Origin of the sequence: Mesorhizobium sp. LNHC209A00 (assembly GCF_000502915.1) — a bacterium.
Taxonomy (GTDB): Bacteria; Pseudomonadota; Alphaproteobacteria; order Rhizobiales; family Rhizobiaceae; genus Mesorhizobium.
Map to the genome: position 1 here is coordinate 586,133 of NZ_AYWT01000001.1, position 26,814 is coordinate 612,946.

The 26,814-nt window shown below is 62.7% G+C and carries 26 protein-coding genes; 7 read left to right on the forward strand and 19 right to left on the reverse strand.

Going from position 1 to position 26,814, the window contains the following annotated elements:
- Positions 1 to 3: 3 nt before the first annotated feature.
- The 3 genes from X739_RS163055 to X739_RS163045 all read right to left on the reverse strand — a co-directional run bounded on the left by X739_RS163055 (position 4) and on the right by X739_RS163045 (position 3,153).
- Positions 4 to 387, reverse strand: coding sequence for a hypothetical protein (locus X739_RS163055; protein WP_245273770.1), 384 nt, complete (start codon positions 385 to 387; stop codon positions 4 to 6).
- The gene (gene hydA / locus X739_RS163050) at positions 384 to 1,835 is read right to left on the reverse strand and encodes a dihydropyrimidinase (RefSeq protein ID WP_023792263.1); all 1,452 of its coding nucleotides are present in this window, start codon (positions 1,833 to 1,835) and stop codon (positions 384 to 386) included. Before hydA ends, X739_RS163055 begins: the two co-directional genes overlap by 4 nt.
- Positions 1,836 to 1,902: 67 nt before the next feature.
- Positions 1,903 to 3,153: a Zn-dependent hydrolase gene (locus X739_RS163045; RefSeq protein WP_023792266.1), complete on the reverse strand. Its 1,251-nt coding sequence runs from the start codon at positions 3,151 to 3,153 to the stop codon at positions 1,903 to 1,905.
- 121 nt (positions 3,154 to 3,274) lie between these two features.
- Here X739_RS163045 and X739_RS163040 point away from each other — a divergent pair, with 121 nt between their 5' ends.
- Entirely contained in the window at positions 3,275 to 3,913 is a 639-nt protein-coding gene (locus X739_RS163040) for a TetR/AcrR family transcriptional regulator (RefSeq protein WP_023792270.1), read from the forward strand.
- Positions 3,914 to 4,011: 98 nt separating this feature from the next.
- Here X739_RS163040 and X739_RS163035 read toward each other — a convergent pair whose 3' ends face one another.
- Complete coding sequence (locus tag X739_RS163035; RefSeq protein WP_023769613.1) at positions 4,012 to 5,340, reverse strand: aspartate aminotransferase family protein; 1,329 nt, start codon at positions 5,338 to 5,340, stop codon at positions 4,012 to 4,014.
- A gap of 241 nt (positions 5,341 to 5,581) precedes the next feature.
- Between X739_RS163035 and X739_RS163030 the strand changes: the two genes are divergently transcribed.
- The gene (locus X739_RS163030; protein WP_023769612.1) at positions 5,582 to 6,217 is read left to right on the forward strand and encodes a TetR family transcriptional regulator C-terminal domain-containing protein; all 636 of its coding nucleotides are present in this window, start codon (positions 5,582 to 5,584) and stop codon (positions 6,215 to 6,217) included.
- Between the two features lie 12 nt (positions 6,218 to 6,229).
- Here the strand turns inward: X739_RS163030 and X739_RS163025 are convergent, their stop codons facing one another.
- The gene (locus tag X739_RS163025) at positions 6,230 to 7,111 is read right to left on the reverse strand and encodes a helix-turn-helix transcriptional regulator (RefSeq protein ID WP_023792275.1); all 882 of its coding nucleotides are present in this window, start codon (positions 7,109 to 7,111) and stop codon (positions 6,230 to 6,232) included.
- A 103-nt stretch (positions 7,112 to 7,214) separates the two neighbouring features.
- Here X739_RS163025 and X739_RS163020 point away from each other — a divergent pair, with 103 nt between their 5' ends.
- Together X739_RS163020 and X739_RS163015 are read left to right on the forward strand one after the other, a co-directional pair.
- Positions 7,215 to 8,054, forward strand: a complete 840-nt coding sequence (locus X739_RS163020; protein WP_023792278.1) for an SDR family oxidoreductase — start codon at positions 7,215 to 7,217, stop codon at positions 8,052 to 8,054.
- Complete coding sequence (locus X739_RS163015) at positions 8,051 to 8,773, forward strand: SDR family oxidoreductase (protein WP_023792281.1); 723 nt, start codon at positions 8,051 to 8,053, stop codon at positions 8,771 to 8,773. The genes X739_RS163020 and X739_RS163015 overlap by 4 nt, the downstream gene beginning before the upstream one ends.
- Positions 8,774 to 8,894: 121 nt before the next feature.
- On the opposite strand, the gene X739_RS163010 is transcribed toward X739_RS163015, so the two are convergent.
- The 6 genes from X739_RS163010 to X739_RS162985 all read right to left on the reverse strand — a co-directional run bounded on the left by X739_RS163010 (position 8,895) and on the right by X739_RS162985 (position 14,380).
- Positions 8,895 to 9,353, reverse strand: a complete 459-nt coding sequence (locus X739_RS163010; RefSeq protein WP_023792284.1) for a carboxymuconolactone decarboxylase family protein — start codon at positions 9,351 to 9,353, stop codon at positions 8,895 to 8,897.
- Between the two features lie 32 nt (positions 9,354 to 9,385).
- Positions 9,386 to 9,904 carry an Rrf2 family transcriptional regulator gene (locus tag X739_RS163005; RefSeq protein WP_015317148.1) on the reverse strand — a complete coding sequence of 173 codons (519 nt, stop codon included), beginning with the start codon at positions 9,902 to 9,904 and terminating at the stop codon, positions 9,386 to 9,388.
- A gap of 106 nt (positions 9,905 to 10,010) precedes the next feature.
- On the reverse strand, positions 10,011 to 11,324 hold the full coding sequence (gene preA, locus X739_RS163000) for an NAD-dependent dihydropyrimidine dehydrogenase subunit PreA (protein ID WP_023792287.1): 1,314 nt from the start codon (positions 11,322 to 11,324) through the stop codon (positions 10,011 to 10,013).
- 12 nt (positions 11,325 to 11,336) lie between these two features.
- Entirely contained in the window at positions 11,337 to 12,179 is an 843-nt protein-coding gene (locus X739_RS162995) for a methyltransferase domain-containing protein (RefSeq protein WP_023792290.1), read from the reverse strand.
- 5 nt (positions 12,180 to 12,184) lie between these two features.
- Positions 12,185 to 13,540: an NAD(P)-dependent oxidoreductase gene (locus X739_RS162990; protein WP_023792293.1), complete on the reverse strand. Its 1,356-nt coding sequence runs from the start codon at positions 13,538 to 13,540 to the stop codon at positions 12,185 to 12,187.
- A 120-nt stretch (positions 13,541 to 13,660) separates the two neighbouring features.
- Positions 13,661 to 14,380, reverse strand: a complete 720-nt coding sequence (locus X739_RS162985; RefSeq protein WP_023792296.1) for a gamma-glutamylcyclotransferase — start codon at positions 14,378 to 14,380, stop codon at positions 13,661 to 13,663.
- Between the two features lie 176 nt (positions 14,381 to 14,556).
- Between X739_RS162985 and X739_RS162980 the strand changes: the two genes are divergently transcribed.
- Positions 14,557 to 15,333 carry a VOC family protein gene (locus tag X739_RS162980; protein WP_023769602.1) on the forward strand — a complete coding sequence of 259 codons (777 nt, stop codon included), beginning with the start codon at positions 14,557 to 14,559 and terminating at the stop codon, positions 15,331 to 15,333.
- 42 nt (positions 15,334 to 15,375) lie between these two features.
- Here X739_RS162980 and X739_RS162975 read toward each other — a convergent pair whose 3' ends face one another.
- Positions 15,376 to 15,864, reverse strand: coding sequence for a hypothetical protein (locus tag X739_RS162975; protein ID WP_023769601.1), 489 nt, complete (start codon positions 15,862 to 15,864; stop codon positions 15,376 to 15,378).
- 211 nt (positions 15,865 to 16,075) lie between these two features.
- On the opposite strand from X739_RS162975, the gene X739_RS162970 reads away from it, so the two are divergent.
- Entirely contained in the window at positions 16,076 to 16,471 is a 396-nt protein-coding gene (locus X739_RS162970; protein WP_015317141.1) for a DoxX family protein, read from the forward strand.
- 19 nt (positions 16,472 to 16,490) lie between these two features.
- Here the strand turns inward: X739_RS162970 and X739_RS162965 are convergent, their stop codons facing one another.
- A complete protein-coding gene (locus X739_RS162965; RefSeq protein WP_023792301.1) occupies positions 16,491 to 18,932 on the reverse strand; it encodes an FAD-dependent oxidoreductase in 2,442 nt (813 codons plus the stop codon).
- Positions 18,933 to 19,022: 90 nt separating this feature from the next.
- Positions 19,023 to 20,561, reverse strand: coding sequence for a trimethylamine methyltransferase family protein (locus X739_RS162960; RefSeq protein WP_023769599.1), 1,539 nt, complete (start codon positions 20,559 to 20,561; stop codon positions 19,023 to 19,025).
- Positions 20,562 to 20,777: 216 nt separating this feature from the next.
- On the opposite strand from X739_RS162960, the gene X739_RS162955 reads away from it, so the two are divergent.
- Positions 20,778 to 21,368, forward strand: a complete 591-nt coding sequence (locus X739_RS162955) for a transglycosylase SLT domain-containing protein (RefSeq protein WP_023792305.1) — start codon at positions 20,778 to 20,780, stop codon at positions 21,366 to 21,368.
- 68 nt (positions 21,369 to 21,436) lie between these two features.
- Here the strand turns inward: X739_RS162955 and X739_RS162950 are convergent, their stop codons facing one another.
- The 5 genes from X739_RS162950 to X739_RS162930 form a co-directional block, all read right to left on the reverse strand.
- A complete protein-coding gene (locus tag X739_RS162950; RefSeq protein ID WP_023769597.1) occupies positions 21,437 to 21,874 on the reverse strand; it encodes a TA system VapC family ribonuclease toxin in 438 nt (145 codons plus the stop codon).
- A complete protein-coding gene (locus X739_RS1000000169085; protein WP_023769596.1) occupies positions 21,871 to 22,098 on the reverse strand; it encodes a hypothetical protein in 228 nt (75 codons plus the stop codon). The genes X739_RS162950 and X739_RS1000000169085 overlap by 4 nt, the downstream gene beginning before the upstream one ends.
- Positions 22,099 to 22,262: 164 nt before the next feature.
- Positions 22,263 to 24,455, reverse strand: a complete 2,193-nt coding sequence (locus X739_RS162940; RefSeq protein ID WP_023769595.1) for an ABC transporter ATP-binding protein — start codon at positions 24,453 to 24,455, stop codon at positions 22,263 to 22,265.
- A gap of 49 nt (positions 24,456 to 24,504) precedes the next feature.
- Entirely contained in the window at positions 24,505 to 25,662 is a 1,158-nt protein-coding gene (locus tag X739_RS162935; protein ID WP_023769594.1) for an ABC transporter permease, read from the reverse strand.
- An 11-nt stretch (positions 25,663 to 25,673) separates the two neighbouring features.
- The gene (locus X739_RS162930) at positions 25,674 to 26,708 is read right to left on the reverse strand and encodes an ABC transporter permease (protein WP_023769593.1); all 1,035 of its coding nucleotides are present in this window, start codon (positions 26,706 to 26,708) and stop codon (positions 25,674 to 25,676) included.
- Between the last annotated feature and the right edge of the window lie 106 nt (positions 26,709 to 26,814).

Here is a 26,814-nt window from a genome sequence, read left to right on the forward strand (position 1 = left end):
CCCTCATCGGCACCGGGCAACTTCGCCCATGACGCTGCCGTCCTCGTCGGCGATCACCAATTTCTTGGCATTCTTGGCGCTGTGCTTGATCGTGAAGGTGGCGGGCGACTTTCCCTCCTCGCCTTCCGCTTCGCACTCTGCCTTGACCGTCAGCGAACCATCGGCCTCACCGTGTTTGCCCGTGAAAGTGCAGGCACTGGTCGCGGTAATAAAATCGGTGTCGGTCAGCAGCAGCATGTCTTCGGCATAGACCTGCTGGCCGTTCTTGTTGATGCAGCCGGACTTGTTGCCATAGGGCTTGGACAGGTCGATGCCGGCCGCCACGGCGGAGCCGGCTGCCAGAACAACAACGGCGGTGAGATAGAGCCCCGCGCACCTCACCGTCACACCCCCGTCGCCGGAATGCCTGACCGCTCCACCTTGCGCGGCGCGGTGATTTCCTTCCAGGTCGACAGCGCCCGGTTGACGGCCGCGTTCGGTTCGCGGCCGACGAACTCACCATGGCCAGGCTTCGCCTTGACCTCTGCCTCCTCGACCGACAACTCGCCGCGCGAGAACACGAAGCGCGGCAGGCCGGTCACTTCGACCCCTTCGAAGACGTTGTAGTCGATGACGGACTGCTGCTTCTTGGCGGAAATGTTCTTCTTGCGTTGGGGGTCCCAGACGATGATGTCGGCATCCGCGCCTTCGACGATCGCGCCCTTCTTCGGATACATGTTGAGGATCTTGGCGATGTTGGTCGAGGTCACGGCGACAAACTCGTTCATCGTCAGCCGGCCGGTATTGACGCCCCTGGTCCACAGCACCGGCAACCGGTCCTCGAGGCCACCCGTGCCGTTGGGGATCTTGGTGAAATTGCCGACGCCGAAGCGCTTCTGGTCGGTGGTGAAGGCGCAATGGTCGGTCGCCACCACCTGCAGCGAACCGGCCTGCAGGCCGGCCCACAACGAATCTTGATGCAGCTTGTTGCGGAAGGGCGGGCTCATCACGCGGCGCGCCGCATGGTCCCAGTCCTTGTCGAAATACTCGCTCTCGTCCAGCGTCAGGTGTTGGATCAGCGGCTCGCCGAACACCCGCATGCCTTTCTGGCGTGCCCGGCGGATCGCCTCGTGGCTCTGTTCGCAGGAGACATGCACGACATAGAGCGGCACGCCCGCCATGTCGGCGATCATGATGGCGCGGTTGGTCGCCTCGCCTTCCACTTCCGGCGGACGCGAATAGGCATGTCCTTCGGGACCGTTATTGCCGGCGGCAAGCAGCTTCTGCGACAGGGCCGCGACCACGTCGCCATTCTCGGCATGCACCAGCGGCAGCGCGCCGAGGTCGGCGCAGCGCTGGAACGACGCGTACATCTCGTCGTCGTCGACCATCAGCGCGCCCTTGTAGGCCATGAAGTGCTTGAACGAGGTGATGCCCTTGTCGACCACGGTGGCCATCTCGTCGAACACCTGCTTGCCCCACCAGGTGATCGCCATGTGGAACGAATAATCGCAGGACGCCCTCGAGGTCTTGTTGTCCCACATCCGCAAGGCTTCGAGCAGCGATTGCTGCGGCGCCGGCAGGCAGAAATCGACCACCATGGTGGTGCCGCCGGCTAAGGCCGCACGCGTGCCGGATTCGAAATCATCGGCCGAATAGGTGCCCATGAACGGCATTTCGAGATGGGTATGCGGGTCGATGCCGCCCGGCATGACAAAGCAGCCGGTGGCGTCATACTCATGGTCGCCATGCAGGTCCGAGCCGATGGCGACGATCTTGCCGTGCTGCATCAGCACGTCCGCCTTCCAGGTTCGGTCGGCGGTGACGACGGTGCCGTTCTTGATGACTTTGGTCATTTTGCTGTTCCCTTGTTCTTCTCTTCCCGCTTCTTGGTGAGCGGCGTTTGAACGTAAATCTCTAAGTTCACTCCACGATGACGGCCGTCTCCACCACGGCATGAAACAGAACGTCGGCGCCGGCCGCGGCCCATTCCTTGGTGATTTCCTCGGCCTCATTGTGGCTCAACCCATCCACGCATGGGCACATCACCATGGCGGTCGGCGCGACGCGGTTGATCCAGCAGGCGTCGTGGCCGGCACCAGAGACGATGTTGCGATGCGTATAGCCAAGCCGCTCGGCCGCATCGCGGATCGCCTTGACGCAGCCCTTGTCGAAGGTGACCGGATCGAAAGCGCCTACCTGCTCGATCTTGTACTGGATGTCGAGCGCATCGCAGATCGTGTCGATGCCTTCGCGGATGCGGCCATCCATGGCGTCGAGCACTTCCTTCTCCGGCGAGCGTATGTCGATGGTAAAAACGGTGCGGCCGGCGATGATGTTGCGCGAGTTCGGGTAGACTTCCATGTGGCCGACCGCGCCGACAGCGTCGGGCTGGTAATCCATGGCGATCTCGTGGACCAATTCGATCACTCGGGCCATGCCGAGCCCGGCATTGCGGCGCTTGGGCATCGGCGTCGAGCCGGTATGCGCCTCCTTGCCGGTCAGCGTCACCTGCAGCCATTTCAGGCCCTGGCCGTGGGTGACGACACCGATGTCGATCTCTTCGTCCTCGAGGATCGGGCCCTGCTCGATATGCAGTTCGAAGAAGGCGTGGATCTTGCGATCACCGACCTTCTCGGTGCCCTTCCAGCCGATGCGCTCCAGTTCCTCGCCGAATTTCTTGCCGTTCTTGTCCGTGTGCTCGTAGACATCGGCTTGGTCTAACACGCCGGCGAACACACCGGATGCCATCATCGCCGGCGCGAAGCGCGCGCCCTCCTCGTTGGTCCAGTTGGTGACGACGATCGGATGTTTCGTCTTGATGTCGAGGTCGTTGAGCGAGCGCACGATCTCCAGGCCGCCGAGAACCCCGAGAACGCCGTCATATTTGCCGCCGGTCGGCTGCGTATCGAGATGGCTGCCGACATAGACCGGAGGCAGGCTGGGGTCGGTGCCTTCGCGGCGGGCAAACATGGTGCCCATCTCGTCGACACCCGTTTCGAGCCCCGCGGCATCGCACCAGCGCTTGAACAGATGCCGGCCCTCGCCGTCCTCGTCGGTCACGGTCTGGCGATTGTTGCCGCCGGCAATGCCGGGGCCGATCTTCGCCATCTCCATCAGCGAATCCCACAAACGGTCTGAATTGATTCGCAGATTCTCGCCGGGTGCGGCCATCTTGAGTTCCCATCTACACCAGGAGTCTTGTCGCCCCTTGAGTGAATTGCAGCCTGACCGTATGGTCAGCTTTTAAACTACACAACCTGACCAACCGGTCAACTAGAATCTTGGGGAAGACATGGCTGAACCCACCCGCCCCATGCGGCGACAGGACATCCGCCGGGAGAATGAAAAAACCATTCTCGTCGCCGCCGAAAAGGTTTTCGCGGAGGCAGGGTTTGGCGGCGCCACGATGCAGTTGATCGCCGATCTGGCGGGTCTGCCAAAGGCAAATCTCCACTATTATTTCGCCACCAAGGAGGAACTCTACCGATCCGTAGTCCAGAACATTTTTGAAATCTGGCTACAGGCGGCCAATTGCTTCGACGCGGCGCGCGGCCCGATCGACGGCATCAGTGCCTATGTCGACGCCAAGATGGAAATATCGCGCCGCCATCCGGACGGCTCCAAGGTCTGGGCTTCCGAAGTGATGCACGGTGCGCCTGTGCTTCAGGACTATATGGAATCAACGCTGCGCGAATGGACCGACGGCCGCGTCGAAATCATCAGGCGCTGGATCGAGGAAGGCAAGATGGACCCGGTGGATCCACGCCACCTGCTCTACATGCTTTGGGCCGCGACACAGCATTATGCCGATTTCGGACACCAGATCGAAACACTCAACGGCGGCAAGCCTCTGTCCGACCGGCAATGGCGGGAAGCCAAGGACAATATCAAGCGGGTGATCCTGACCGGGATCGGCGCGCGGCCCGCCTGACTCCGACCGTTTGCGGCAAAGATCAGGCCGGCGCGGTGCCGCGCCGACCAGCCGCTTCGCGGCCACTCTCCTGTGTGGGAGCGTGGCCGCATCAGGCCTCAGTCGATCGACCGCAGCACTTCACGCACGTGGTCGATCAGTTCGTTGATCTGGCCCTTGGTGATGATCAGGGGCGGCGACAGTGCGATGATGTCACCGGTGGTGCGGATCAGCGCGCCGCGCTCGAACGCCTTGACGAAGGCCGAGAAGGCCCGCTTTGTCGGACTGCCGGCGATCGGCGCCAGCTCGATCGCACCGATCAGGCCGATGTTCCTGATGTCGATGACATGCGGCTCGCCCTTCAGCGAATGCAGTGCCTCTTCCCAGTAAGGCGCCAGTTCCTCGCCGCGCGTCAGCAGGCCCTCTTCCTTGTAGGTGTCGAGCGTGCCGAGTGCAGCCGCGCAGGCGATCGGGTTGCCCGAATAGGTGTAGCCGTGGAAGAATTCGATCATGTGCTCGGGGCCGGTCATGAAGGCGTCGTGGATTTCCTTCTTCACGAACACCGCGCCCATCGGGATGACGCCGTTGGAGACGCCCTTGGCGGTGGTCATGATGTCGGGCGTGACGCCGAAATAGTCGGCCGCGAACGGCGCACCGAGACGGCCGAAACCGGTGATGACCTCGTCGAAGATCAGCAGGATGCCGTGCTTGGTGCAGATTTCGCGCAGCTTCTCGAGATAGCCCTTCGGCGGCAGGATGACGCCCGTGGAACCCGCGACCGGCTCGACGATGACGGCGGCGATGGTCGAGGCGTCATGCAGGGCGACGATACGCTCGAGTTCGTTGGCGAGTTCCGCGCCATATTCCGGCACGCCTTTGGAGAAGGCGTTCTTCTCCGGCAGATGCGTGTGCGGCATGTGGTCGACGCCGCCCAGCAGCGTGCCGAACATCTTGCGGTTGGTGACGATGCCGCCGACCGAGATGCCGCCGAAATTGACGCCGTGATAACCGCGCTCGCGGCCGATGAGACGGGTGCGCGAGCCTTCCCCCTTCACGCGATGATAGGCGATCGCCATCTTCAGCGCCGTTTCGACCGATTCCGAACCGGAATTGGTGAAGAAGACATGGTCCATGCCCTTGGGCGCGAGGTCGACCAGGCGGTTCGCCAGTTCGAACACGATCGGATGGCCCATCTGAAAGGCGGGTGCATAGTCGAGTTCGGCGGCCTGGTGCTGGATCGCCTCGGTGATCTTCGGGCGGCAATGGCCGGCGTTGACACACCACAGGCCGGCGGTGCCGTCCAATACCTTGCGGCCATCGCTGGTCGTGTAATGCATGTCCTTGGCGGACACGAACATGCGCGGCGCTTGCTTGAACTGCCGGTTTGCCGTGAACGGCATCCAGAATGCGCTGAGATCGTTCGGCGTGACTTTCAGCCGGTTGGACATGACCAAGACTTCCCCTTGTAACCTGTTTCGCTGCGTCCAACGCTTGGTCTTTGCCGCGCTTTCATGCTACGCAAATTTTGACCGATTGGACAAACGTTAGCACCGCCATGTCGGCGGTCAATGGATTACTAGCGGAAATGCGGCTCCTGAAGTGCGTTCCACAGCCTAGGGAAAAACTGGTCCAGAGAATTGGTCCAGATGACCTTGAATGCGAGATTTGGCAAGGCGAGGGCCCGCAACGGTGACCACGAGCACGCAAGCCCCTCGCCGCACCCGCATCCAGCAGGAAAAACGCGAACTGATCCTTGAGGCCGCGCTCGAAGTGTTTTCCACCAGCGGCTTCCGCGGTTCGACCATCGACCAGATAGCCGAAGCCGCCGGCATGTCGAAGCCGAACCTACTCTACTATTTCCGCCGCAAGGAAGACATCCACGAGACATTGATGGAACGGCTGCTCGAAACCTGGCTGGCGCCGCTGCGGGAACTCGACGACATCGGCGATCCGATGACCGAACTCAGGAGCTACATCAGGCGCAAGCTGGAAATGGCGCGCGACTTTCCGCGCGAGAGCCGCCTCTTCGCCAACGAGATCCTGCAAGGCGCGCCGCGTATCATGCCGCTGCTGGCGGGCGAGTTGAAGACGCTGGTCGACGAGAAAGCCGCCGTCATCAAGGGCTGGATGCGCGCCGGCAAGATCGCCCGGACCGATCCCTGGCATCTGATCTTCTCGATCTGGGCGACGACGCAGCATTACGCCGATTTCGATGTCCAGGTCCGCGCCGTGCTGGGGCCGAACCGTGGCGGCGACGGCCGCTTCGAGGACGCTGCCCGCTTCCTCGAGCAATTGTTCCTCGATGGGCTGAAGCCGAAGGCTTGATCCTACGACGGCTCACGCGCTGCGCCGTTCGGCCGGCATCGCCTCGAGCAATTGTTGAAGTTTGGCGATCGAGTTCTGCTCGGCGAGCGGTGTGTAGACGATCAGCCGCATGTCCGAGCCGTCGTCGATCGACAGGCTCATATGCTCGAAGGCCATCAAGCCCACCGTGGGATGCCGGACATGCTTCACGCCGGTCAGCCTGCGCGCCACGTCGCGCCGGGGCCACCAGTCACGGAATTCGGGACTTGAACTCATCATCAGCGCGATCAGCCGTTCGAAATCCGGATCGCCGACATATTTGGCGCTTTCGGCACGAAACGACGCAAGCACCACGCGGGCGAGTTCTTCCCAGTCGACCAGCAGGCGGCGATGGTGCGGGTTGGTGAACACCATGTGGACGATGTTTCTGCTATCGCCCTCGAGCAGGCCGTAGTCGCCGAACACCGCCACGGCCGCGTCGTTCCAGGCAAGAACGTCCCAACGACGGCCAACGACATAGGCGGGCTGCAGCACCAGGCTTTGCAGCATGTGCAACAGCGTAGCGTCGACCTTTTCAGGCGCCGCCACACGACGCTCAGGCTGCTGGCGGCCGGCCAGGATGAACAGATGCCGCTTCTCGACGACGTCGAGGCGCAAAGCCTCGCAGAGCGCCGCCAGCACTTCCACCGAGGGCCGCACGTCCCTGCCCTGCTCGAGCCAGGTGTACCAGGTGGTGCCGACACCTGCGATCATCGCCACTTCCTCGCGTCGCAGACCCGGTGTGCGCCGTCTGGGCCCCGTCGCGATGCCGGTGGCCGATGGCGCCAGCCTTTCCCGGCGCGACCGCAGGAAGGCGCCGAGTTCGCGCCGGCGGCTCTCGTCGGCTGATCGGGTGGAGGCAACGGGAGCTTTCATGCCGGTCATTATAGCAGTATTGATACCAGGATAAAGTTTGAACTGTTTGACATGGGCGAAGCGCTCCATCTTGCGTTCAGAGCAACAACAGGAGGCTCTGAACATGAAAGTGAAAGACAAGACCGTCCTCATCACAGGCTCGACCGATGGCGTCGGCCGCGTGGTAGCGCAAAGGCTGGGTGCCGCCGGCGCACGGGTGCTGGTGCATGGCCGCGATGCCACACGCGGAGACGCCGTTATCGCCGAGATCGAAGCCGCCGGCGGCAAGGCAGAATTCTGTGCCGCCGACCTTGCCTCGCTGGCCGAAGTCCGCCGGCTCGCCGCGACCGTTCGCGCATGCACCGATCGGCTCGACATCCTCATCAACAATGCCGGCGTCGGCACCGCCGGCGACGAAAGACAGACAAGCGCCGATGGCTACGAGTTGCGCTTTGCCGTCAATTATCTCGCCGGCTTCCTGCTGACCTCGGAGCTTCTGCCGCTGCTGAAGGCGAGCGCGCCGGCGCGCATCGTCAATGTCGCCTCGGCCGGCCAGCAGGCGATCGATTTCGGCGATGTCATGCTGACCCGCGGCTACAGCGGCGTGCGCGCCTATTGCCAGAGCAAGCTGGCCCAGATCCTGTTCACCGTCGATCTGGCCGGGCAGTTGAAAGGCAGCGGCGTCACCGTCAACGCGCTGCATCCGGCGAGTTACATGAACACCACCATGGTCCGCCAGGCGGGCGTCACGCCATGGAGTTCGGTCGAAACCGGCGCCGAAGCTATCTTGAACCTCGCCACCTCGCCCGCGCTGGAAGGGCGCAGCGGCCTCTATTTCGACGGCCTGCAGGAATCCCGCGCCGACGCCCAGGCCCATGACGTCAAGGCAAGACAACAATTGCGAAGCCTGAGCCTAGACCTCGTCGGGATGGCTCCGCCAGAATCGAAGGAAGAACAGCCATGACCAACAGAACCGAACACACAGTCATCATCGGCGGCTCATCCGGGATCGGCCTGGCGACGGCGCGCAAACTGCTCGGCCCGGGCATGAAGGTCACGATCACCGGGCGCAACCAGGACAAGCTCGTCGGCGCCTGGAAAAGTCTTGGCGGCGCCGCCGGCAAGGCTGCCTTCGACGCTTCGAAGCCGGATGAGGCGCGCCAGTTCTTCGAGCGCCTCGGTCCGTTCGACCACCTCGTTCTGGCGGCGAGCGGCGGCAAGGGCCTTGGCCCGTTCGAGACCCTCGACCTTGCCGACATCGGCGGCGGCGTCGAGGAGAAGGTACGGCCGCAACTCTCCTGCCTGCAGGCGGCCTTGCCGACGCTGAACAAATCGGGGTCGGTCACCTTCATCTCGGCGGTGTCGGCGCAGGTCGCCATGCCGGGCGTCGCGGGCATCGGCGCCATCAACGGCATGCTCTTGACCGTCGCGCCGATCCTGGCCGTCGAACTGAAGCCGCTGCGCGTCAACGTCGTGGCGCCGGGTGTCATCGACACGCCATGGTGGGACTTTCTGCCCGCAGAGCAGCGGCAGGCGGTCTTTGCAGAATATGCGGGGAAAACGCCGGTCGGCCGCATCGGCCGCGCCGAGGACGTCGCCTCGGCGATAGCCTTCCTCGTCTCCAACGGCTTCGTGACCGGCCAGGTGCTGACCTGCGATGGCGGCCTGCGGTTCGCGGCGTAAACGTTGAAGAGTTAAAGCGACTGGGCGACCAGCGTCAGAAACCCTCCGCTCAGCGCGACATCCTTTGAAACAGTAGGGGCGCCGCCTTTCCCCGGGGGTGCCCCAATAGATATCCGGACTGTCAGGCCGCCTTGGCGGCCGGCATCGGATGGATGGCGTGAAACGGAATGCAAAGCCGGTTCCAGGTGTTGATCATGCCGACCGCGACGGAGAGCTTGACCAACTCCTCTTCCGAGAAATGCTCCAGCGTGCGGGCGTAGAGTTCGTCCGACACGCCGTTGCCGGCGATCAGGGTCACCGCTTCGGTCCAGGCGAAGGCGGCGCGTTCGCGCTCGGAGAACAGCGGCGATTCCTTCCAGGCGGCGACGAGATAGAGCCGCTGCTCGGTCTCACCGTCGCGCCTGGCTTCGCGGCTGTGCATCTCCACGCAGAAGGAACAGCCATTGATCTGCGAGGCCCTGAGCTTGACCAGGTGCAGCAGGCTCACCTCCAGTCCACATTCGTCGACCGCCTTGTTGAGTGCCGACACAGCCTTCATGATCTCGGGCGCCTTGGCGAAGAACTGCAGCCTCTGTTTCATCGTCTTTCCTTTCGCATCCTTGGGGAGGTAATTTAGGCTTGGTTGGTTGAACTGGGTTTTTGCCGCCGTTGATGGCGCTCGACAAAGGCGCAGCTCGCGGCAAACGATCTGGGGTCGCCTTCCGCGGCGTAGTCCGCCACGATGTCGGACAACTTCACCTCGGCGAGGGCTGCCCGATAGGCGCGCTCCGCCTTCAGCATCGCCGCATTGATGCCGCAAGGTTTGACATAGGCAGAGGCATCGATCTTGACCGGACCGTTACGGCGGATCTCGCCGCAGCGAAAAGCCGGCTCGCGCCCTTCGATGGCGAGCACGATGTCGAGCAGCGTGATGCGTTCGGCAGCCCGTGCCAGCCGGTAGCCGCCGGCGGGACCCGGCACTGATTCCAGAATGCCGGACGCAGTCAGCATATTGAGGTGTTTCAGGAGATAGCTCGGCGACAGGCCAAAGGATTCCGCCAGCGCCGCGCCCGGCATCGTACTGTTGCCGTCGACGCTCGCCAGTGTCGCCGCGCAGTGGATGGCCGCCTCAACGCCCTCGCCCAGCTTCATAATGCTAGTCTCCAATTCATAGATAAGACATATCCTGGATAAAACTTATCTGCAATAGCAAAATGGAAAAAGCGACGTCCGGAGACGCCGCTTTTGAAGGTTGCCCCTACTCCGCCGCCACCTTGGCCATCGGATTGTTCGGGTGCGTGGTCCAGTTTGCATAGACCGGCGACACCGGTCTGCCGGTGCGCTGGTCCAACGCGCCGGCCGCTAGCGGCTCCATGGTGATGCAATTGTCAACCGGGCAGACATTGACGCAGAGATTGCAGCCGACACATTCAGCTTCGATCACCTCGAAATGCCTGACCCCGTTGACCACGTTGGTGATCGCCTGGTGCGAGGTGTCCTCGCAGGCGATGTGGCAGCGGCCGCATTTGATGCAGGCGTCCTGATCGATATGCGCCTTGGCGACATAGTTGAGGTTGAGATACTGCCAGTCGGTGACGTTGGGCGTGGCGCGGCCGATGATGTCGTCGAGCGACCGGTGGCCCTTCTCGTCCATCCAGTTTTCGAGGCCGGCGATCATCTCCTGCACGATCTTGAAGCCGTAGGTCATCGCCGCCGTGCAGACCTGCACATTGCCAGCGCCCAGCGCCACGAATTCGGCGGCGTCCCGCCACGTGGTGATGCCCCCGATGCCTGAGATCGGCAGGCCGCGGGTTTCGGGATCGCGGGCGATCTCGGCCACCATGTTCATGGCGATCGGCTTCACCGCCGGGCCGCAATAGCCCCCATGCGAACCCTTGCCATCGATGGTCGGCATCGGCGCGAAACTGTCGAGGTCGACGCCGGTGATCGAATTGATGGTGTTGATCAGCGACACAGCGTCGGTGCCGCCGGCATGCGCTGCCCGCGCCGGCTTGCGGATATCGGCGATGTTGGGCGTCAGCTTGGTGATGACGGGCATGCGCGTATATTGCTTGCACCAGCGCACCACCATTTCGATATATTCCGGCACCTGGCCGACGGCCGCACCCATGCCGCGTTCCGACATGCCGTGCGGGCAACCGAAATTGAGCTCGATGCCGTCGGCGCCGGTCTCCTCGACCAGCGGCAGGATCGATTTCCAGCTTTCCTCGACGCATGGCACCATGATCGACGCGATGAGCGCGCGGTCGGGCCAGTCCATCTTGACCTGCTTCATCTCGCGAAGATTGGTCTGCAAATCGCGGTCGGTGATCAATTCGATGTTGTTGAGGCCGAGCAGGCGCCGGTCGGCGCCCCAGATCGCGCCGTAGCGCGGGCCGTTGACGTTGACCACCGGCGGCCCCTCTTCGCCAAGCGTCTTCCAGACGACGCCGCCCCAACCCGCCTTGAAAGCGCGGATGACATTGTAGGCCTTGTCGGTCGGCGGCGCCGACGCCAGCCAGAACGGATTGGGCGATTTGATGCCGACGAAATTGTTTCTGATGTCAGCCATGACAGGTCCCTTTCAACGGAGACGAAGGAGCATTTCCACGGGTGCAAGACTGCCGCCCTCAAGCGCGGCGGTGAGATTGGCGATCTTGGTGCGGGCATCCTCGCCCATGACGAGGCCGACGCCGGGCGGCGGCTTTTTGCCCTCGGCCTGCGCGGCGGCCATGCGGGCACGCATGGTGTCGAAGAACTCGATGGCGAAAGCACCGCGCGGGCGCTCGGCGATTACTGAAAAGCCGCAGGCGGTGGCGGCCGCTCGATAATCAGCAGGCGTGGCGACGAACGACATGGTCGCGTCGGATGCCCATGGCAGCGGATAGGTCAGTGCCCCATCCTTGAGCCGCATCACGTCATAGACGGCAAAGACGCCGCCGGGCTTCAGCACGCGGGCGGCCTCGCTCATCAGCTTGGCCTTGTCAGGCAGGTTCATGCCGACATGCAGGATCATTACCGCATCGAAGCTGGCCTTGGCGAACGACATGTCCAGCGCGCTGCCTTGCACGAAGCGCGTCTTGCCGGCCATTCCCACCCGCTTCGACAGGCTGGTCGCGATATCGACATAGCTTTGCGTCAGGTCGATGCCGGTGACATCGGCGCCGGCATTGGTCGCGGCAAAACGGGCCGGACCGCCGATGCCTGAACCGATGTCGAGAAGCCGGGCTCCAGGCTTCAGCCCCATCTGGTCGATGAGTTCCCGGGTGGCGGCGATGCCGCCAATGTGGAATTCGTCGACCGCTGCGAGATCGTCGGCGCTCAAATGGGCAATTTCCACGCCGGTGTCGGCAAGCGCGGCAAGAATCCGCTCCTCCAGGGCTAAAATCTCATAGTGACGGGCAATGCCCGGTTCCACCGTGGCCATGATCCTTATCCCTGGGTCAGGTTCCTGTGGATGCTTTCCGCCGCGTCGCGCCCTTGCGCCACGGCCGAAACGGTCAGGTCGTCGCCACCGAATATGCAGTCGCCACCGGCCCAGACCTTGGCCAGCGACGTGCGCCCTTGCGCGTCGACCTTGATGCGGCCGGCTTCAAGATCGATCGACGCCCCGCTGCCGTTGAGTGCAACCGGCACGAAACTCTGGCCGATGGCCTTGAACACCTGGTCGGCAACCAGCGTCAGCGTCTCGCCGGTGCCGGCAAGCCGCTCGCCGTCGAGCGCCGTGTATTCGAGTTCGATGGCACTGACCTTGCCGCTTTCGGTAATCACCCGCTTCGGCTGCAGCCAGTGACGGATGGTGACGCCATTGGCGGCGGCCAGGTCCTGCTCGAATTCGGAGGCGTTCATATGCTCCTGGCCGCGCCGGTAGCAGATCGTCACCTCCTCGGCGCCAAGCAGCTTCGACTGCACGGCGGCGTCGATCGCCGTCATGCCGCCGCCGATGACGACGACGCGGCGGCCGACCGGCAAGCCGGAGAGGTCGCTGGCCTGGCGCAATTCGGCGATGAATTCGACCGCATTGGTGACGCCGGCGGCATCCTCGCCATCGGCGCGCAGCGCGTTGACGCCGCCAAGCCCCATGCCGAGGAAGACGGCGTCGTAATTGCGGATCAGGTCGGAGAGCTGGTAGTCGCGGCCGAGCGTCTTGCCGTTCTGGATGTCGATGCCGCCGATCGCGGTGACATAGTCGACCTCGGCCTGGGCGAAGTTGTCGACGCTCTTGTAGGCGGCAATGCCATATTCGTTGAGGCCGCCCGCCTTCGGGCGCGCCTCCAGGATGGTCACGTCATGGCCATGGCGGGCGAGCCGGTGCGCGGCGGCAAGACCGGCCGGGCCGGCGCCGACGACGGCTACGGTCTTTCCTGTCGGCTCGGCACGCGGATAAAACTGCCTGCTCTCGCTCATCGCGACATCGGTGGCGTAGCGCTGAAGACGACCGATCTGCACCGGCTTGCCTTCCGCAACCTCGCGGACGCAAACCTCCTCGCACAGCGTCTCGGTGGGACAGACGCGGGCGCACATGCCGCCCAAAATATTCTGGTCGAAGATGGTCTTGGCCGACCCGATCGGGTTGCCGGTCGAGATCTGGCGGATGAACAGCGGAATGTCGATCGAGGTCGGGCATGCGTTCATGCACGGCGCGTCGTAGCAGAAATAGCAGCGGTCGGATTCGACCAGCGCCTCGTGGTGATCGAGCGGGGGATGCAGGTCGGAAAAATTGTCCGCGTATTGGTCGGGCAGAAGCCGGCCGGCGACAATACCCTCTTTGAACTGGCCTTCTGGCATTCTCAGTTCCCCTGTTTTCGTTTTGGGGAAGGCTAGCACGTTTTGTTTTTTTATCAATTGGTCAATTTTTGGGGTAAGCCGTTGAAAAGACCGCAAGAAAATATGACAATTATATTCATGTTATGATGACGGTGACGCTGGGATGGGGCCGCCACCCCTGCCGTGGATCGACCTGATCTCGTCGGCGACCAATTGCTGCAACGTCCAAAGATTGCGGTCGCGGATGCCGAATTCCTCGAGGTGGCTCACAGTGTTGTAAAGATATTCCGCCCCGGAGCCGACATGGCCGCAGGCGCGCGCCAGCACCCGTGCCACTGTCTCCAGCGGCTGCCCGAGCGAAGTGCCCCTGCCCGTCACCCCGACCCAGAAACCCAGCGCCCGCAGATGCCCTTGCGCCGTACGCACCGGGACCCACCTGACCGAAGCGACGCTCTCGTGATCGTCGATCTCGCGCCGCAACAGCCTTTCGATCCGAGCAGCCTTCTCCCCTTCCGGCAAACGATAGATCACACCATCGCACCGCCCACCGCGTTCCAGCGCCATCATCAATCCAGGCTGCGCGACGCTGCCGCGCCAGCGAACCATGTCGATGCAGAACGAGCGGTGCCAGCCATGGGCGGTGGCCCGCTTGCGTTCGACGGACTCGAAAGCCGGCTTCCAGATCAGCGAGCCATAGGCGAACACCCATAGCGGCCCCGCATCTGCTTCATCGGCGAGCCGCTCGGAAAGGACCCGGAAATCCTCGTCGCTCAGTTGCGTCCAGCTGCCGCTGGGCCCGGGATCGGCCTCCTCGCGATGGCACAGTGCGACAAGCTCGGCTGTGAGTGACATCTGCCGCATGGAACGACGACCCCTCCTCGGGGCCAAGCAAAGGCGAAAATCGCAAGACACGCACGATCGCCAGAGGGTGCGCCTTGCCGTTCCCGATTTCCAGCCCAGATGTCGGATTTCCGTCGTCAAGATCGTCCTGGGATGGATCGAACGACGATCGGTGCACAACGGTGAGGAGACCGACCATGCCACAATCCCCGATGCCCTTCTTCTGGTACGAACTGATGACATCAGACCTCGACGCCGCCGAGGCTTTTTACCCCGCCGTGGTGGGCTGGAAGGCCGAGCCCTTCGACAAGGTCCCAGGCATGCCGCGCTATGTCGTCATGAATGTCGGCGAGCGTGGCGTCGCCGGCCTGATGACGATGCCGCAGGATGCCGCCAAGATGGGCATGCCGCCGGCCTGGCTGGGCTACATCCACGCCAGGGATGTCGACGCGGCAACAGCGTCGCTGGAAAAGGCAGGTGGCGCCGTTCACCGCCAGCCCGACGACATTCCAGGCGTCGGCCGCTTTGCCGTCGTGGCCGATCCGCAAGGCGCGACCTTCATGTTCCTGCAGCCGAATGGTCCGGACCAGCCCGTCGTGCCAGCCAACACGCCTGGCCATATCGGCTGGCATGAGCTTTATACGAGCGACTGGAAGGCCGCGTTTGATTTCTATTCCGACCAGTTCGGCTGGGCCAATGCCGGCGAATTCGACATAGGGCCGATGGGCATCTACCAAACCTTTACCGCCGGCCCCGAATCCGGCGGAGGCATCATGAACAAGCCCGAGCAGATTCCGGTGCCGGTGTGGCAGTTCTATTTTAACGTCACCGGCATCGACGCGGCCGCAAAACGCGTCACCGACAATGGCGGCAAGATCCTGATGGGACCGATGGAGGTCCCCGGAGGCAGCTGGGTCGTGCAATGCCAGGATCCACAAGGCGCGCACTTCGCTTTGATGGCGCCGGTGCGATAAGCGCCCGCGTCAACCGCTGATATCATGCTTGCTGGCGTCGGCTCATTCCGGTGCCAGCACCGCGACCTTGAGGGTCTCTTTCTTGGCACCGCTGAACTGGACGGTGGCTTGGCCGGCCGCGAGCTTGAAGCGCACGCTTTTGCGGATGCCGGGGCAGGTCTTGACGCCGCTATAGCCGGACGATTTCACGGGTTTGCCGTCCTGGATGACATCGACCCAGGCCTCTCCCGACAGGCTGATCTGGATGGTCCCTTCCGGCGGTACCGCCACATTGGCGACAGCGCCGAACGTGCCCTGCGCGGGCGCGCGTTCGGGCGGCACCGGAAAGCCGGCCTTCTCGGCCGGTACCAGCGCCAGATCCGCGGCCTGCCCCACTGCCAGTGTCGCTCCGGACGGCGTTGAGGGCGCCGTTGCAAACAGCGCCTGTTCGCGCGTCACAGGCCATTTGAAGGCCTCGCAGCCGGCGTCCTCGGCCATGGCTAAGCTGGTACTCACAAGGATCGCGAACAGGCTGATGGCGGCTTTTTTCATGGCAAGGGGCCCACATGTGAAGAGCGTTCAAATCGCGACTACAACCAATACAACCATATAGAAAAGAATGCAACCTAGACGAGAGCATAATGAAAGGTCAGGCCGGGGAACAGTTCCAATCACTAATTGTTGATGACCGGCCCTGGGAAGTGAATGGTCCACCGCCGGGCAATAACCTATGGCCGATCCGAGAAGCTAAACGGAGTTTTGGATGAAGCTTTTCGATGGCCTTGCCAGATATCAACCGCAGGCGCTCGGCGTCCTGCGCATCATGACCGCGCTGCAGTTCATCGAGCACGGCACGCAGAAACTGTTCAATTTCCCTGCCAGCGACCACGCAGCCACCGCGTTGAGCGGATTGCCGCTAGCAGCCGGCATCCTCGAATTCGCCGGTGGCATTCTGCTGGCGCTGGGCCTTTTCACGCGCCCGGTCGCATTCCTTCTGGCCGGCGAAATGGCGATCGCCTATTTCATGGCGCACATGCCGCGTGACTTTTTTCCGGTCAACAACAGCGGCGATTCGGCGATCTCGTTCTGCTTCATCTTCCTCTATCTGGTCTTTGCCGGCGCCGGCGCCTTCGCGCTCGACAACCGCCGGAGCGCTTGATCCCCGTGCGGGGGGTGGTTCACCCCCGCATCCGTTCGAAATTCGCATCGAACAGCGGCGCCGCCTGCATGCGCGCCGCATGCCGCTTGCCGAGCAACTCGATTTCGAAGCCGTCGCTCTCGTCCGCGATCTCCTTCGGCACATAGCCGACAGCGACCGACTTCTTCGAATGATGGGCATAGCCGCCCGACGTCACCCAGCCGCGCACCGCGCCACCGAACCAGATCGGTTCGTCGCCAATGACATCGGCATCGTCGGCATCGACGACGAAGGCGCGCAGCCGCAACTTGCCGCCCTGTTTGCGCTCGGCCAGAGCCGCCGCCTTGCCGATGAAATCCGCGTCCTTGCCGTAGGCGACGAAACGATCGAGGCCGGCTTCCAGCGGCCCGTAGATCGGCCGGTATTCGCGCCCCCATGAACCGTAGTTCTTCTCCAGCCGCAGCGCGTTGAGCGCGCGCGAGCCGAACAGGCCGATACCGAATTCCACCCCCGCCGCCATCAGCGCCTGATACGCGGCACGTTGATATTCCGGCGCCACCCAGATCTCGTAGCCGAGATCGCCGGTGTAGCTGACGCGGCCGACCATGCACGGCGCCATGCCGACGTCCATCTTGCCGACTGCCATGAAGGGAAATGCCTCGTTAGATGTGCCGGAGCGCGTGGCTTTTGCCAGCACGTCCCTGGCCTTGGGGCCGGCAATCGACAGGCCGGTAAGCTTTTGTCCCAGCGCTTCGATATGAACCGAGCCATCATCAGGCAGATGCTGCTCGAACCAGCGCATGTGATATTGCTCGGCAATGCCGGAGCCGGCCAGGAACCAGCCCCCTTCTTCCCGATCTTGGGGGCTGAGATTGGCCAACGTGAAGTCGCCGATCAGCCTGCCGTCTTCCTTCAGCATCGGGGCGAGCGTCATGCGACCGGGTTTCGGCAGCTTGCAGGCGAGCATCCGGTCGAGCCAGGCCGCCGCCCCCTCGCCCGTCACCTTGTATTTGGCGAAGCTCGATATCTCCGATAAGCCGACGCCTGCGCGAACCGTGGCGACTTCGGCGGCGACATGGCTGAAGTCGCTCGAGCGCCGCCATGAGAACTCGTCCTTGACGCCTTCCGGCGCATACCAGAGCGGCACTTCCAGCCCGTAGGCGACGCCCCACTGAGCACCCTTGGCCGACAACAGGTCATAGACGGGCGAAGTCTTCAGCGGCCGCCCGGCCGGCAATTCCTCGTTCGGGAAGCGGATCGAAAAACGCCGGGAATAGTTTTCGCGCACCTTGGCGTTGGTGTAGGCCATACCAGCCCAGTCGCCGTAACGCGCCACGTCCATCGCCCAGATGTCGGCGCCGGGATCGCCCTCGATCATCCAGTTGGATAGCGCCAGACCAACGCCACCGCCCTGGCTGAAGCCGGCCATCACGCCACAGGCGACCCAGAAGCCCGGCAGGCCGCGCACCGGCCCGACCAGCGGGTTGCCGTCGGGCGCGAAAGTGAAGGGCCCGTTGATGATCTGCTTGATGCCGGTGTTCTGGAAGGCCGGGAAATGCCGGAAGCCGACCTCGAGCGACGGCGCGATGCGGTCGATATCCGGCGCCAGCAATTCATGGCCGAAATTCCACGGCGTCTGGTATTCTGACCATGGTTTGTTGGCCTTCTCATAAGTGCCCATCAGCATGCCGCCGCGCTCCTGGCGCAGATAGAGCTCGCCGTCGAAATCGACCGCATGGATGATTTCGGTGCCGGTTTTCTGGTTCCAGGCGGCAACCTCCGGCATGTCCTCGGTGATCAGGTACATGTGCTCCATCGCCAGCACCGGCAGTTCGAGCCCGACCATGCGGCCGACCTCGCGCGCCCACAGGCCGCCGGCATTGACGACATGCTCGGCCACCACCTCGCCCTTGTTGGTGATGACGCGCCACAGCCCGTCGGGACGGCGCACGATATCCTCGACCTTGGTGAAGCGCTCCACCTCGGCGCCGAGTTTTCGCGCCGCCTTGGCATAGGCGTGGGTGACACCGGAGGGATCGAGGTGGCCGTCCTCCTTGTTGCGGACGGCGCCGACGAATTGCTTGGGATCGAGCAGCGGCATCAGTTCGGCCGCCTCCTTCGGCGAGATTTCCTCCAGCTCGATGCCGAGATAACGGCCCTTGGCGACGACGCCGCGCAGCCAGTCGAGCCGCGCCTCGGTGGCCGCCAGAAGCACGCCGCCGGTCAGGTGGACGCCGGTCGCTTGTCCCGACAACTCCTCGATCTCCTTGTAGAGATTGATGGTGTATTTCTGCAGCTTGGCGACGTTGGGATCGCCATTGATCGTGTGCATGCCGCCGGCCGCGTGCCAGGTCGAGCCTGAAGTCAGCTCGTCGCGCTCCAGCAGCACGACGTCGGTCCAGCCATGACGGGCAAGATGGAACAGCACGGAACATCCGACGACGCCACCGCCGATGACTACGACCTTTGCATGCGATTTCATCGATTTTTCCCTGATATCAGTGAGTTGGGAGAGAAAGTGATGCGAAAGGACAGCGCCCGGCTCCCCTGCCGCGCGCCAACACCGCGAAATTCACGGCTCGCCCTGCCCGATCGCTTCCTTGCGCTTGGCCACATAGGCCTCGAGCGCTTCGCGCACGGCGATGTCCATCACCGGCTCGACATAATCCTCCAGCGCCTTCTTCCACAGCCGCGTCGCGCGCGCGGTCGCGTCGAGGCCGCCGGCCTCCTGCCAGGCTTCGTAATTTTGCCAGTTGGAGAGCATCGGCTGGTAGAAGGCGGTGGCGTAGCGCTCCAGCGTGTGCGGCTCGCCGAAGAAATGGCCGCCGGTCGGCACAGCCCCCAGCGCCTCCACGGCAAGCTCCGCCTCATCGACCACGATCGGGCGCAGAAACTCCATCATGTGCTGGATCATCTCCACGTCGATGATGAATTTCTCGAACGACGCCGTCAGCCCGCCCTCCTGCCAGCCGGCGGCGTGGTAGACGAGATTGCCATGGCCAAGCACCGCGCCCCACAACGCCATCAGCGTCTCATAGGCGCCTTGCGCGTCGGCGGCATTGGAAGCCGAGCCGGGCGTCGTCCGGTATGGCAGGCCATAGCGGCGCGCCAATTGTCCCGAAGCAATGTTGGCCTTGGTGTTTTCAGGCGTGCCGAAGGCCGGCGCGCCCGACTTCATGTCGACATTGGAGGTGAAGGCGCCGTACATCACAGGCGCGCCTGGCCGCACCAGTTGCGTCAGCACCACGCCGAACAGCGCCTCGGCATTCTGCTGCGCCAGCGCCCCGGCCAGCGTCACCGGGCTCATCGCTCCCATCAACGTGAACGGTGTCACCGCAACCGACTGGCCGTACTCGGCCATGGTCATCAGCCCCTCGGCCATCATCTCGTCGAAGCGACGCGGCGAGTTGACCGAGATGATGGTGGCAATGCCGGGATCATCAGCCATCTGGGCCAGCGTCATCCCACGCGCGATCGCCATCATCTCGATGCCGTCCAGCGCCCTGCCGCGGCCGATCGCCGAGACATGAAAACTCTTGTCGGTCAGCGTCAGATTGGTGAAGTATGTATCGAGATGGCGTGAGTTGGCCGGCAGTTCGACCGGCGCGCAGACCTGGTTGCCAAGCATGTGGACGCAGTTGAAATGCTGCGCCAGCCTGGTCAGATCCGCATAGTCGCGCAGATTGCCGGCACGGCGGCCCCGCTCCATGTCATGCACATTGGGAGGACCGGCAACCAGCGTGAAATTAATGGTGTTGCCGCCGAGATGGATTGTGTTGGCCGCATTGCGTGGGGTCAGCGTATAGCCGGACCGCGTCGTCTTCAGCGCCTCGTCGATCATGCCGCGATCGACGCGCACATTCGCCGAGGCGTGATCAACCTTCGCGCCGGCCTGCTCGAACAGCGACAGCGCACGCGGACTCATTACCTCGATGCCGAAATTCTCCAATATGTGCATCGACGCCTGATGGATCGCCTCGACCTGTTCTGGTGACAACAACGCCATCGGCGGATAGGGATTGATCACCCGCCTGGGCGGCAGTTGCGTGATGGGCGCTGGCCCCCGGTTGCTGGTGCGCTCGGCGCCGCGCTTTCGTCTAGGTTCGCTCATGTCGGCATCAAAGCTTCGGCAGGGCGGTCAAGCTGTCGGAAATACGCCATTTGTCGACGCGATTTTAGCCAAGGCGCCATATATGCGATGTCCCTTTAGAAAAGGCGACAAATAGCGTCGGAATACCTATATGGCATTTTCTTGCCCGCTCGTGCCGACAAGGCGTTAACGGCGACAGCAAGATTCCTTTTATGATTTCGGCCTATTGCTCATCCAATGCGTAGGTCGAGTTTTAGTAAAATTGTAGCGGTTGGCGTGCTGCTGGCACTTTCGGCCTGCGCGACGGCACCCAGTCACATCAACAATGTCTGCGCCGTCTTCGATCAGAACGATGGCTGGTTCGACAATTGGCAGTCGGCTGCAGAGCGCGCCTCACAGAAATACGGTGTGCCGGTGCCGGTGCTGATGGCGACCGTGCGCAAGGAATCCGGTTTCAAGAGCAACGCCCGCCCGCCACGCACCAAACTCCTCGGCTTCATTCCGTGGAAACATGTCTCCTCGGCCACCGGTTTCTCGCAGGCGCTGGACGGCACCTGGTCGCAATATCAGCGCGAAACCGGCAACTGGGCGGCGCGGCGCACGAGATTCGCCGACGCCGTCGACTTCGTCGGCTGGTACCATTCCAAGACATCGGACAGCTACGGCGTCGCCCGCAACGACACCTACAACCTCTACCTCGCCTATTATCTCGGCTGGACCGCCTATGGCCGCGGCAATCGCGGCGATGCCGGCGTCCAGGGCTACGCACGGGCCACCGACAAGATGGCCCGCGACTATGACGCTCAGCTAAGGCAGTGCAACAACTGATCCGCCGGGGTCAGCGAAATCACTCGGCATCTTTGATGCTATGTCAGAGCCGGGCCTGAGTCCGGATTTCACTCGGTCGGTATGAGGTGGAGAACCAACTTTCCTCCCTTTACCGCCGCCGTCGACAATTTTCGATCAAAGGTCGCCAACTTGCCGTCACGCGCACTGGCTAGCGCCAGTAGGTAACTATCCGTGACTTGCGCCGAGGTCAGGATCTTGCCGGTATCGATATCGGCAGAACCGACCAGACTGATGTCGTCCGGCCAGAATTGATGTCCTGGAAGTGCGTGCATTTTACCAACAATCCGCGCAACGACCGCAGGCGAGCCGGGAGAATTGGGGTATTTGGAATTGCCCACGATCCTGATGACACCATTCTCGGTGATAGGGCTTGTGGCCCATGAGGTGCGTCCGACGGATTCGAACCATCGATGGGCATCGTCATGCGCGACATGGCTGGGATCGATCAGCGCGATCAAGACATTCACGTCGAGCAGGAAGGTCACGGCAGTTCGTCGCGAAGCCTGTTGACCGTCTCGAGATCAACCATCGTGCTGCCAGGCTGGGACGACAGCAAGGGAATGCCATTGCGCTCATCGCCCGCCTGAGGCCGATGCAGCGAGCGGCGAACAAGATCGGAAATGACCTCCCCAACGCTGCGATCCTGCTGCCGCGCCATGGCTTTGGCGGCAAGGAGGACATCATCGTCGATGGCAAGTGTCGTTCTCACAACTTATCTCCTTGCGCGCATCAAGCATCACGCATCACATAGGACAACAAGGAGAAATACTCAAGGCGATGGGGGGAATATGGTCCGCCCTCCAAACGCATGTAAGATATCCCGGCCGCTTCGAGAGGCAATGCGCCGCCCTGACGGCCCGGCTTTAATGCATATCAAATCGGCTTCTTGCCATGTGGCCGCTTCGGCGGCTCGCCGGCAAAGCCCGGACCTTCGCCATGGGGCGCGTCGTCAGGCACGCCTTCATGGGCAGCATGTTCCTTGTCGAACTTGATCACCGGCTCCATGGTCTTGAGCACGTCGTCGGAGAGCCAGCACAGGCTCATATGGCCATCGCCGAGGTTCTTGACCGGCGGCACCTTGGTCTCGCACAGATTGTCAGGCACCAGCTTCTTGTAGCCGCAGCGTGTCTGGAACGGACAGCCGGACGGCGGGTTCATCGCCGAGGGGATGTCACCTTCCAGCACGATGTGCTTCTTGACCACGCTGGTATCGGCAATCGGGATCGCCGAGAGCAACGCCTCGGTATAGGGATGATAGGGCGGCGCGAAGATCTGGTCGGTCGTGCCTTGCTCGACGATATAGCCGAGATACATGACGACGACGCGGTCGGCTATGTAGCGCACGACGGAGAGATCGTGGCTGATGAACAGCATCGTCGTCTTGTTCTTGCGCTGGATATCCATCAGCAGTTCCGTCACCGCCGCCTGCACCGAGACGTCGAGCGCCGAAACCGGCTCGTCGGCCACCACCACCTTGGCATCGCCGGCGAAGGCTCGCGCCACGCCGATACGCTGCTTCTGGCCGCCGGAAAGCTGACGCGGCTTGCGGGTTTCGAACGCCCGCGGCAGTTTCACCAGGTCGAGCAGTTCCAGCATGCGCTTGCGCCGGTCGGCGACGGTCCTGCCGACGTTGAATTTTTCCAGCGTCCGGATGATCTGCGACCCGACCGAATGGCTGGGGTTGAGTGTGTCGAACGGGTTCTGGAACACCATCTGGATCGACGACACGGTGTCGACGCTGCGCTTCTCGATGCCGGTCGACTGGATTTCCTTGTTGCCGAGCGTGACGCTGCCGGAGCTGGCGGTTTCCAGTCCGAGCAGCACCTTGGCCAGCGTCGACTTCCCGCAGCCGGATTCGCCGACGATGGCGACTGTCTCGGATTCGCGTGCCATGAACGAGATCGTCTCGTTGGCCTTGACGACGCGGCCTTCGCTCGAGCCGAACACCTCGCTGCCGCCGACCTTGTAGTATTTCCGCAGGTCCTCGATCTTGAGTACTGGCGCGCCCGGCACGACGCGCTCATTCACCTTCTTGGCGCCCGGCGGCAATGCCTCCCAATCGATCTCGTTGAAGCGCACGCAGCGCGAGAAATGACCCTCGTGTCCGGCGACTTCTATCATCGGGATTTCGGCGGCGTTGCAGACGCCCTCGACGAAATGGTGGCAGCGCGGGCCGAAATTGCAGCCTTTTGGCCGTTCATGCGGCAGTGGCAATTGCCCCGGGATCGAGATCAGCGGCCGCGAGTTCTTGTCCGCGCCAGGCAGCGGGATCGAACGGAACAGCCCCTGCGTATAGGGGTGGCGCATCCGGTCGAAGACGTCCTTGATCTTGCCGGTCTCGACCGCCTCGCCCGAATACATCACAGTGATGCGGTCGCAGGTTTCCAGGATGAGGCCGAGGTTGTGCGAGACGAAGATCATCGAGGTGCCGAACTTCTCGCCCAACCCCTTGACCAGATCGACAATGCCCGCTTCCACGGTCACATCGAGCGCCGTCGTCGGCTCGTCGAGCAGAAGCAGCGCCGGCTTCGACAGCAGCGCCATCGCGATAACGATGCGCTGCTGCTGGCCGCCGGAAAGCTGGTGCGGATAAGAGCGCATCATGCGCTCGGGATCGGGAAGCTTGACCGAGCGCACCATTTCGAGCGCCCTGGAGTAGGCCTCTTTCGTCGACACCTTGTCGTGGATCAACGGCACTTCCATCAGCTGCTGGCCGATCTTCATCGCCGGATTGAGGCTGGCCATCGGCTCCTGGTAGATCATGGCGATCTTGTTGCCGCGGATGCCGCGCAGCTCCTCGTCGGAGAGCTCGCCCATGTCCTTGCCCTGGAACTTGATCTTGCCGCCGACGATCTTTCCGATGTTGGAGAGGTCGCGCATGATGCCGAGCGACACGGTCGACTTGCCGCAACCGGATTCGCCGACGATGCCCATTGCCTCGCCCGGCATCACCGTGCAGGAAAAGTCCATGACGGCCGGTATCTCGCCCTTGCGGGTGAAGAAGGAGATCGAAAGGTTTTCGATCTCGATGATCGGCTGTGCCGGATTTCGAACTGCCTCGTTCATGGGTCGCTCCAATCCTATTCTTGGCCAAGTGGGATCTGGGACCCCGCCATCAATCCTTCATCGATTGCTCACGCAGTGAGTCGGCGAGCAGGTTGAGACCCAGAACGAACGACATCAACGCGATCGTCGGCGGCAGCGCCGGGTGAATGAAGGAACGCAGCAATCGGCTGGCATCCTTGATCGCCGTACCCCAGTCCGGGCTCTCGGGCGCAAGGCCCAGGCCGAAGTAACCCAGCGTGCCAAGCAATATGGTTGTGTAGCCGATGCGCAGGCAGGCATCGACGATCAGCGGCCCGCGCGCATTGGGCAGGATCTCCCACAGCATGATGTACCAAGGCGATTCACCGCGCGTCTGCGCCGCCGCCACATAGTCGCGCGTCTTGATGTCCATCACCAGGCCACGCACGATGCGGAACACGCCCGGGCTGGAGGCGAACACCACCGCCACGAAGATGTTGAGCTGGTTGGGATCGATGTGGACGATGTGCAGCGGGTCCCTGTCGAAGACAAGGCCGAGGTAGATCCAGCCGCCTATGATCAGTGTCAGGCCAAGCAGGATATAGATCCGGTCGGGCCGGTTCTTGTAGCGCGTCCAGAACAGCACGCTGAAGAAAATGATCGGAAACAGGAAGAAGACGCCGGCCAGCGCATAGGGGATCGGCGTGTCCATGATGCCGGGCGTTACCAGCAGGTAGAACAAGAGGATCACCGGGAAGGCCAGTACGAGGTTCGCCAGGAACGACAGGATGGAATCGATCTTGCCGCCGTAGTAGCCGGCCGGCAGGCCAAGCGTGATGCCGACCATCAGCGCGAAACCGGTCGCGGCGGGTGCGATGATCAGCACGATCTGGCTGCCATAGACCATGCGCGAGAACACATCGCGCGCCAGCTTGTCGCCGCCGAACAGATAGGCGAGCCCCGATTGCGGTTCGATGGCGCCCGGCAGCGTGTCCTTCATCATCGGGATCTGGCCGAGCGGATCGAAAGGCGAGATGGTCGAGGCGAAGATCGCCGTGAACAGCCAGAACAGGCAGATAAAGACGCCCGCTACGCCGACGCCGCTATCGAACAACTGGCCGTAGAGCGCCAGCTTCTTCTTGTAGAGAAAGCTCGCACCCATGACGATGGCGAGGGCGACCCAGACCGGCCAGAAGCGCCAGAGCACTTCGAGGATGATGGTGGAGGCGCCGATATATTGAGCTTGCATGCGCCTTCTCCCTACTGAACGCGGATGCGCGGATTGAGGAATGCGTAGCCGACGTCGGAAATGAGCTGGGTGATCAGCACGATGAACACCGAGACCAGCGAACAGCCGAGCAGAAGATCGATGTCGTTGTTGCCGGCGGCCTCGACCAGCGTGTAGCCGAAGCCCTGGTAGCGGAACATCACCTCGACGATGACGACGCCGGTGAGCAGCCAAGGGAACTGCAGCATGATGACCGTGAAGGGTGCGATCAAGGCGTTGCGCAGCGCGTGCTTGACCACGACGCTTTTAAAGGAAAGCCCCTTCAGGCGTGCCGTGCGGATATATTGCTGCGTCATCACCTCGACCATGGAGGCGCGTGTCATGCGTGCGATATAGCCGATGCCGTAGATCGCCAGCGTGATCACCGGCAGGGTGAAATTGTAGAATGTGATGCCCTGGCTCGCGGAAGCGGCCGACCCGTTCAGCCAGCCGAGCCAGGAGGCGAAGACGACGGTGAAGATGACGCCCGACACATATTCAGGTGTCGCCGTCGAGGCGATCGAGGCGATCGACAGAACGCGATCGGTGCGCGACCCCTCCCGCATGCCGGCAAGGATGCCAACCAGCAGCGACACCGGCACCATTACGCCCAGCACGCAGAGCATCAGAATGCCGGTAGCGCCCAGCGCAGGGAATAGCTTGGCCGCGACCGTGGTCTTGAACTTGGTCGAACAGCCGAAATCACCCTCGATCACGCCGGAGAATGTCGGCACGGCCGGGTCATTGCAGAAGGAGAAGCGCTGCGTGGTCTTTCCGGTCGCCGAATCCGTGATCGGCTGCTTGGGCACGACGCCGAGCCACTGGCCATAGCGAACGAAGAAGTTCTGGCGATAGCCGTGGTTAACCAGCCAGCTTTCAAGCTGCTCGGCCGATGTGTGCATTTCGGTCTGGCTGATCGCCAGCTTCTTCAGATTGGGTTCGAGATTGACGAGGAAGAAGACGACCAGCGTCAGGCACAGCATCGTGAGCAGTATCGTGCCGATGCGTCTGATGATGAATGAGAACATTGTGCCCCCCTGCCGGCCGGGTTGGGGTCAGATATGGTCAACCCTGTGACGAAAACCTTGTGACGTCACGCCGCCGCTGCATCCAATGCAACGGCGACGATCCCGA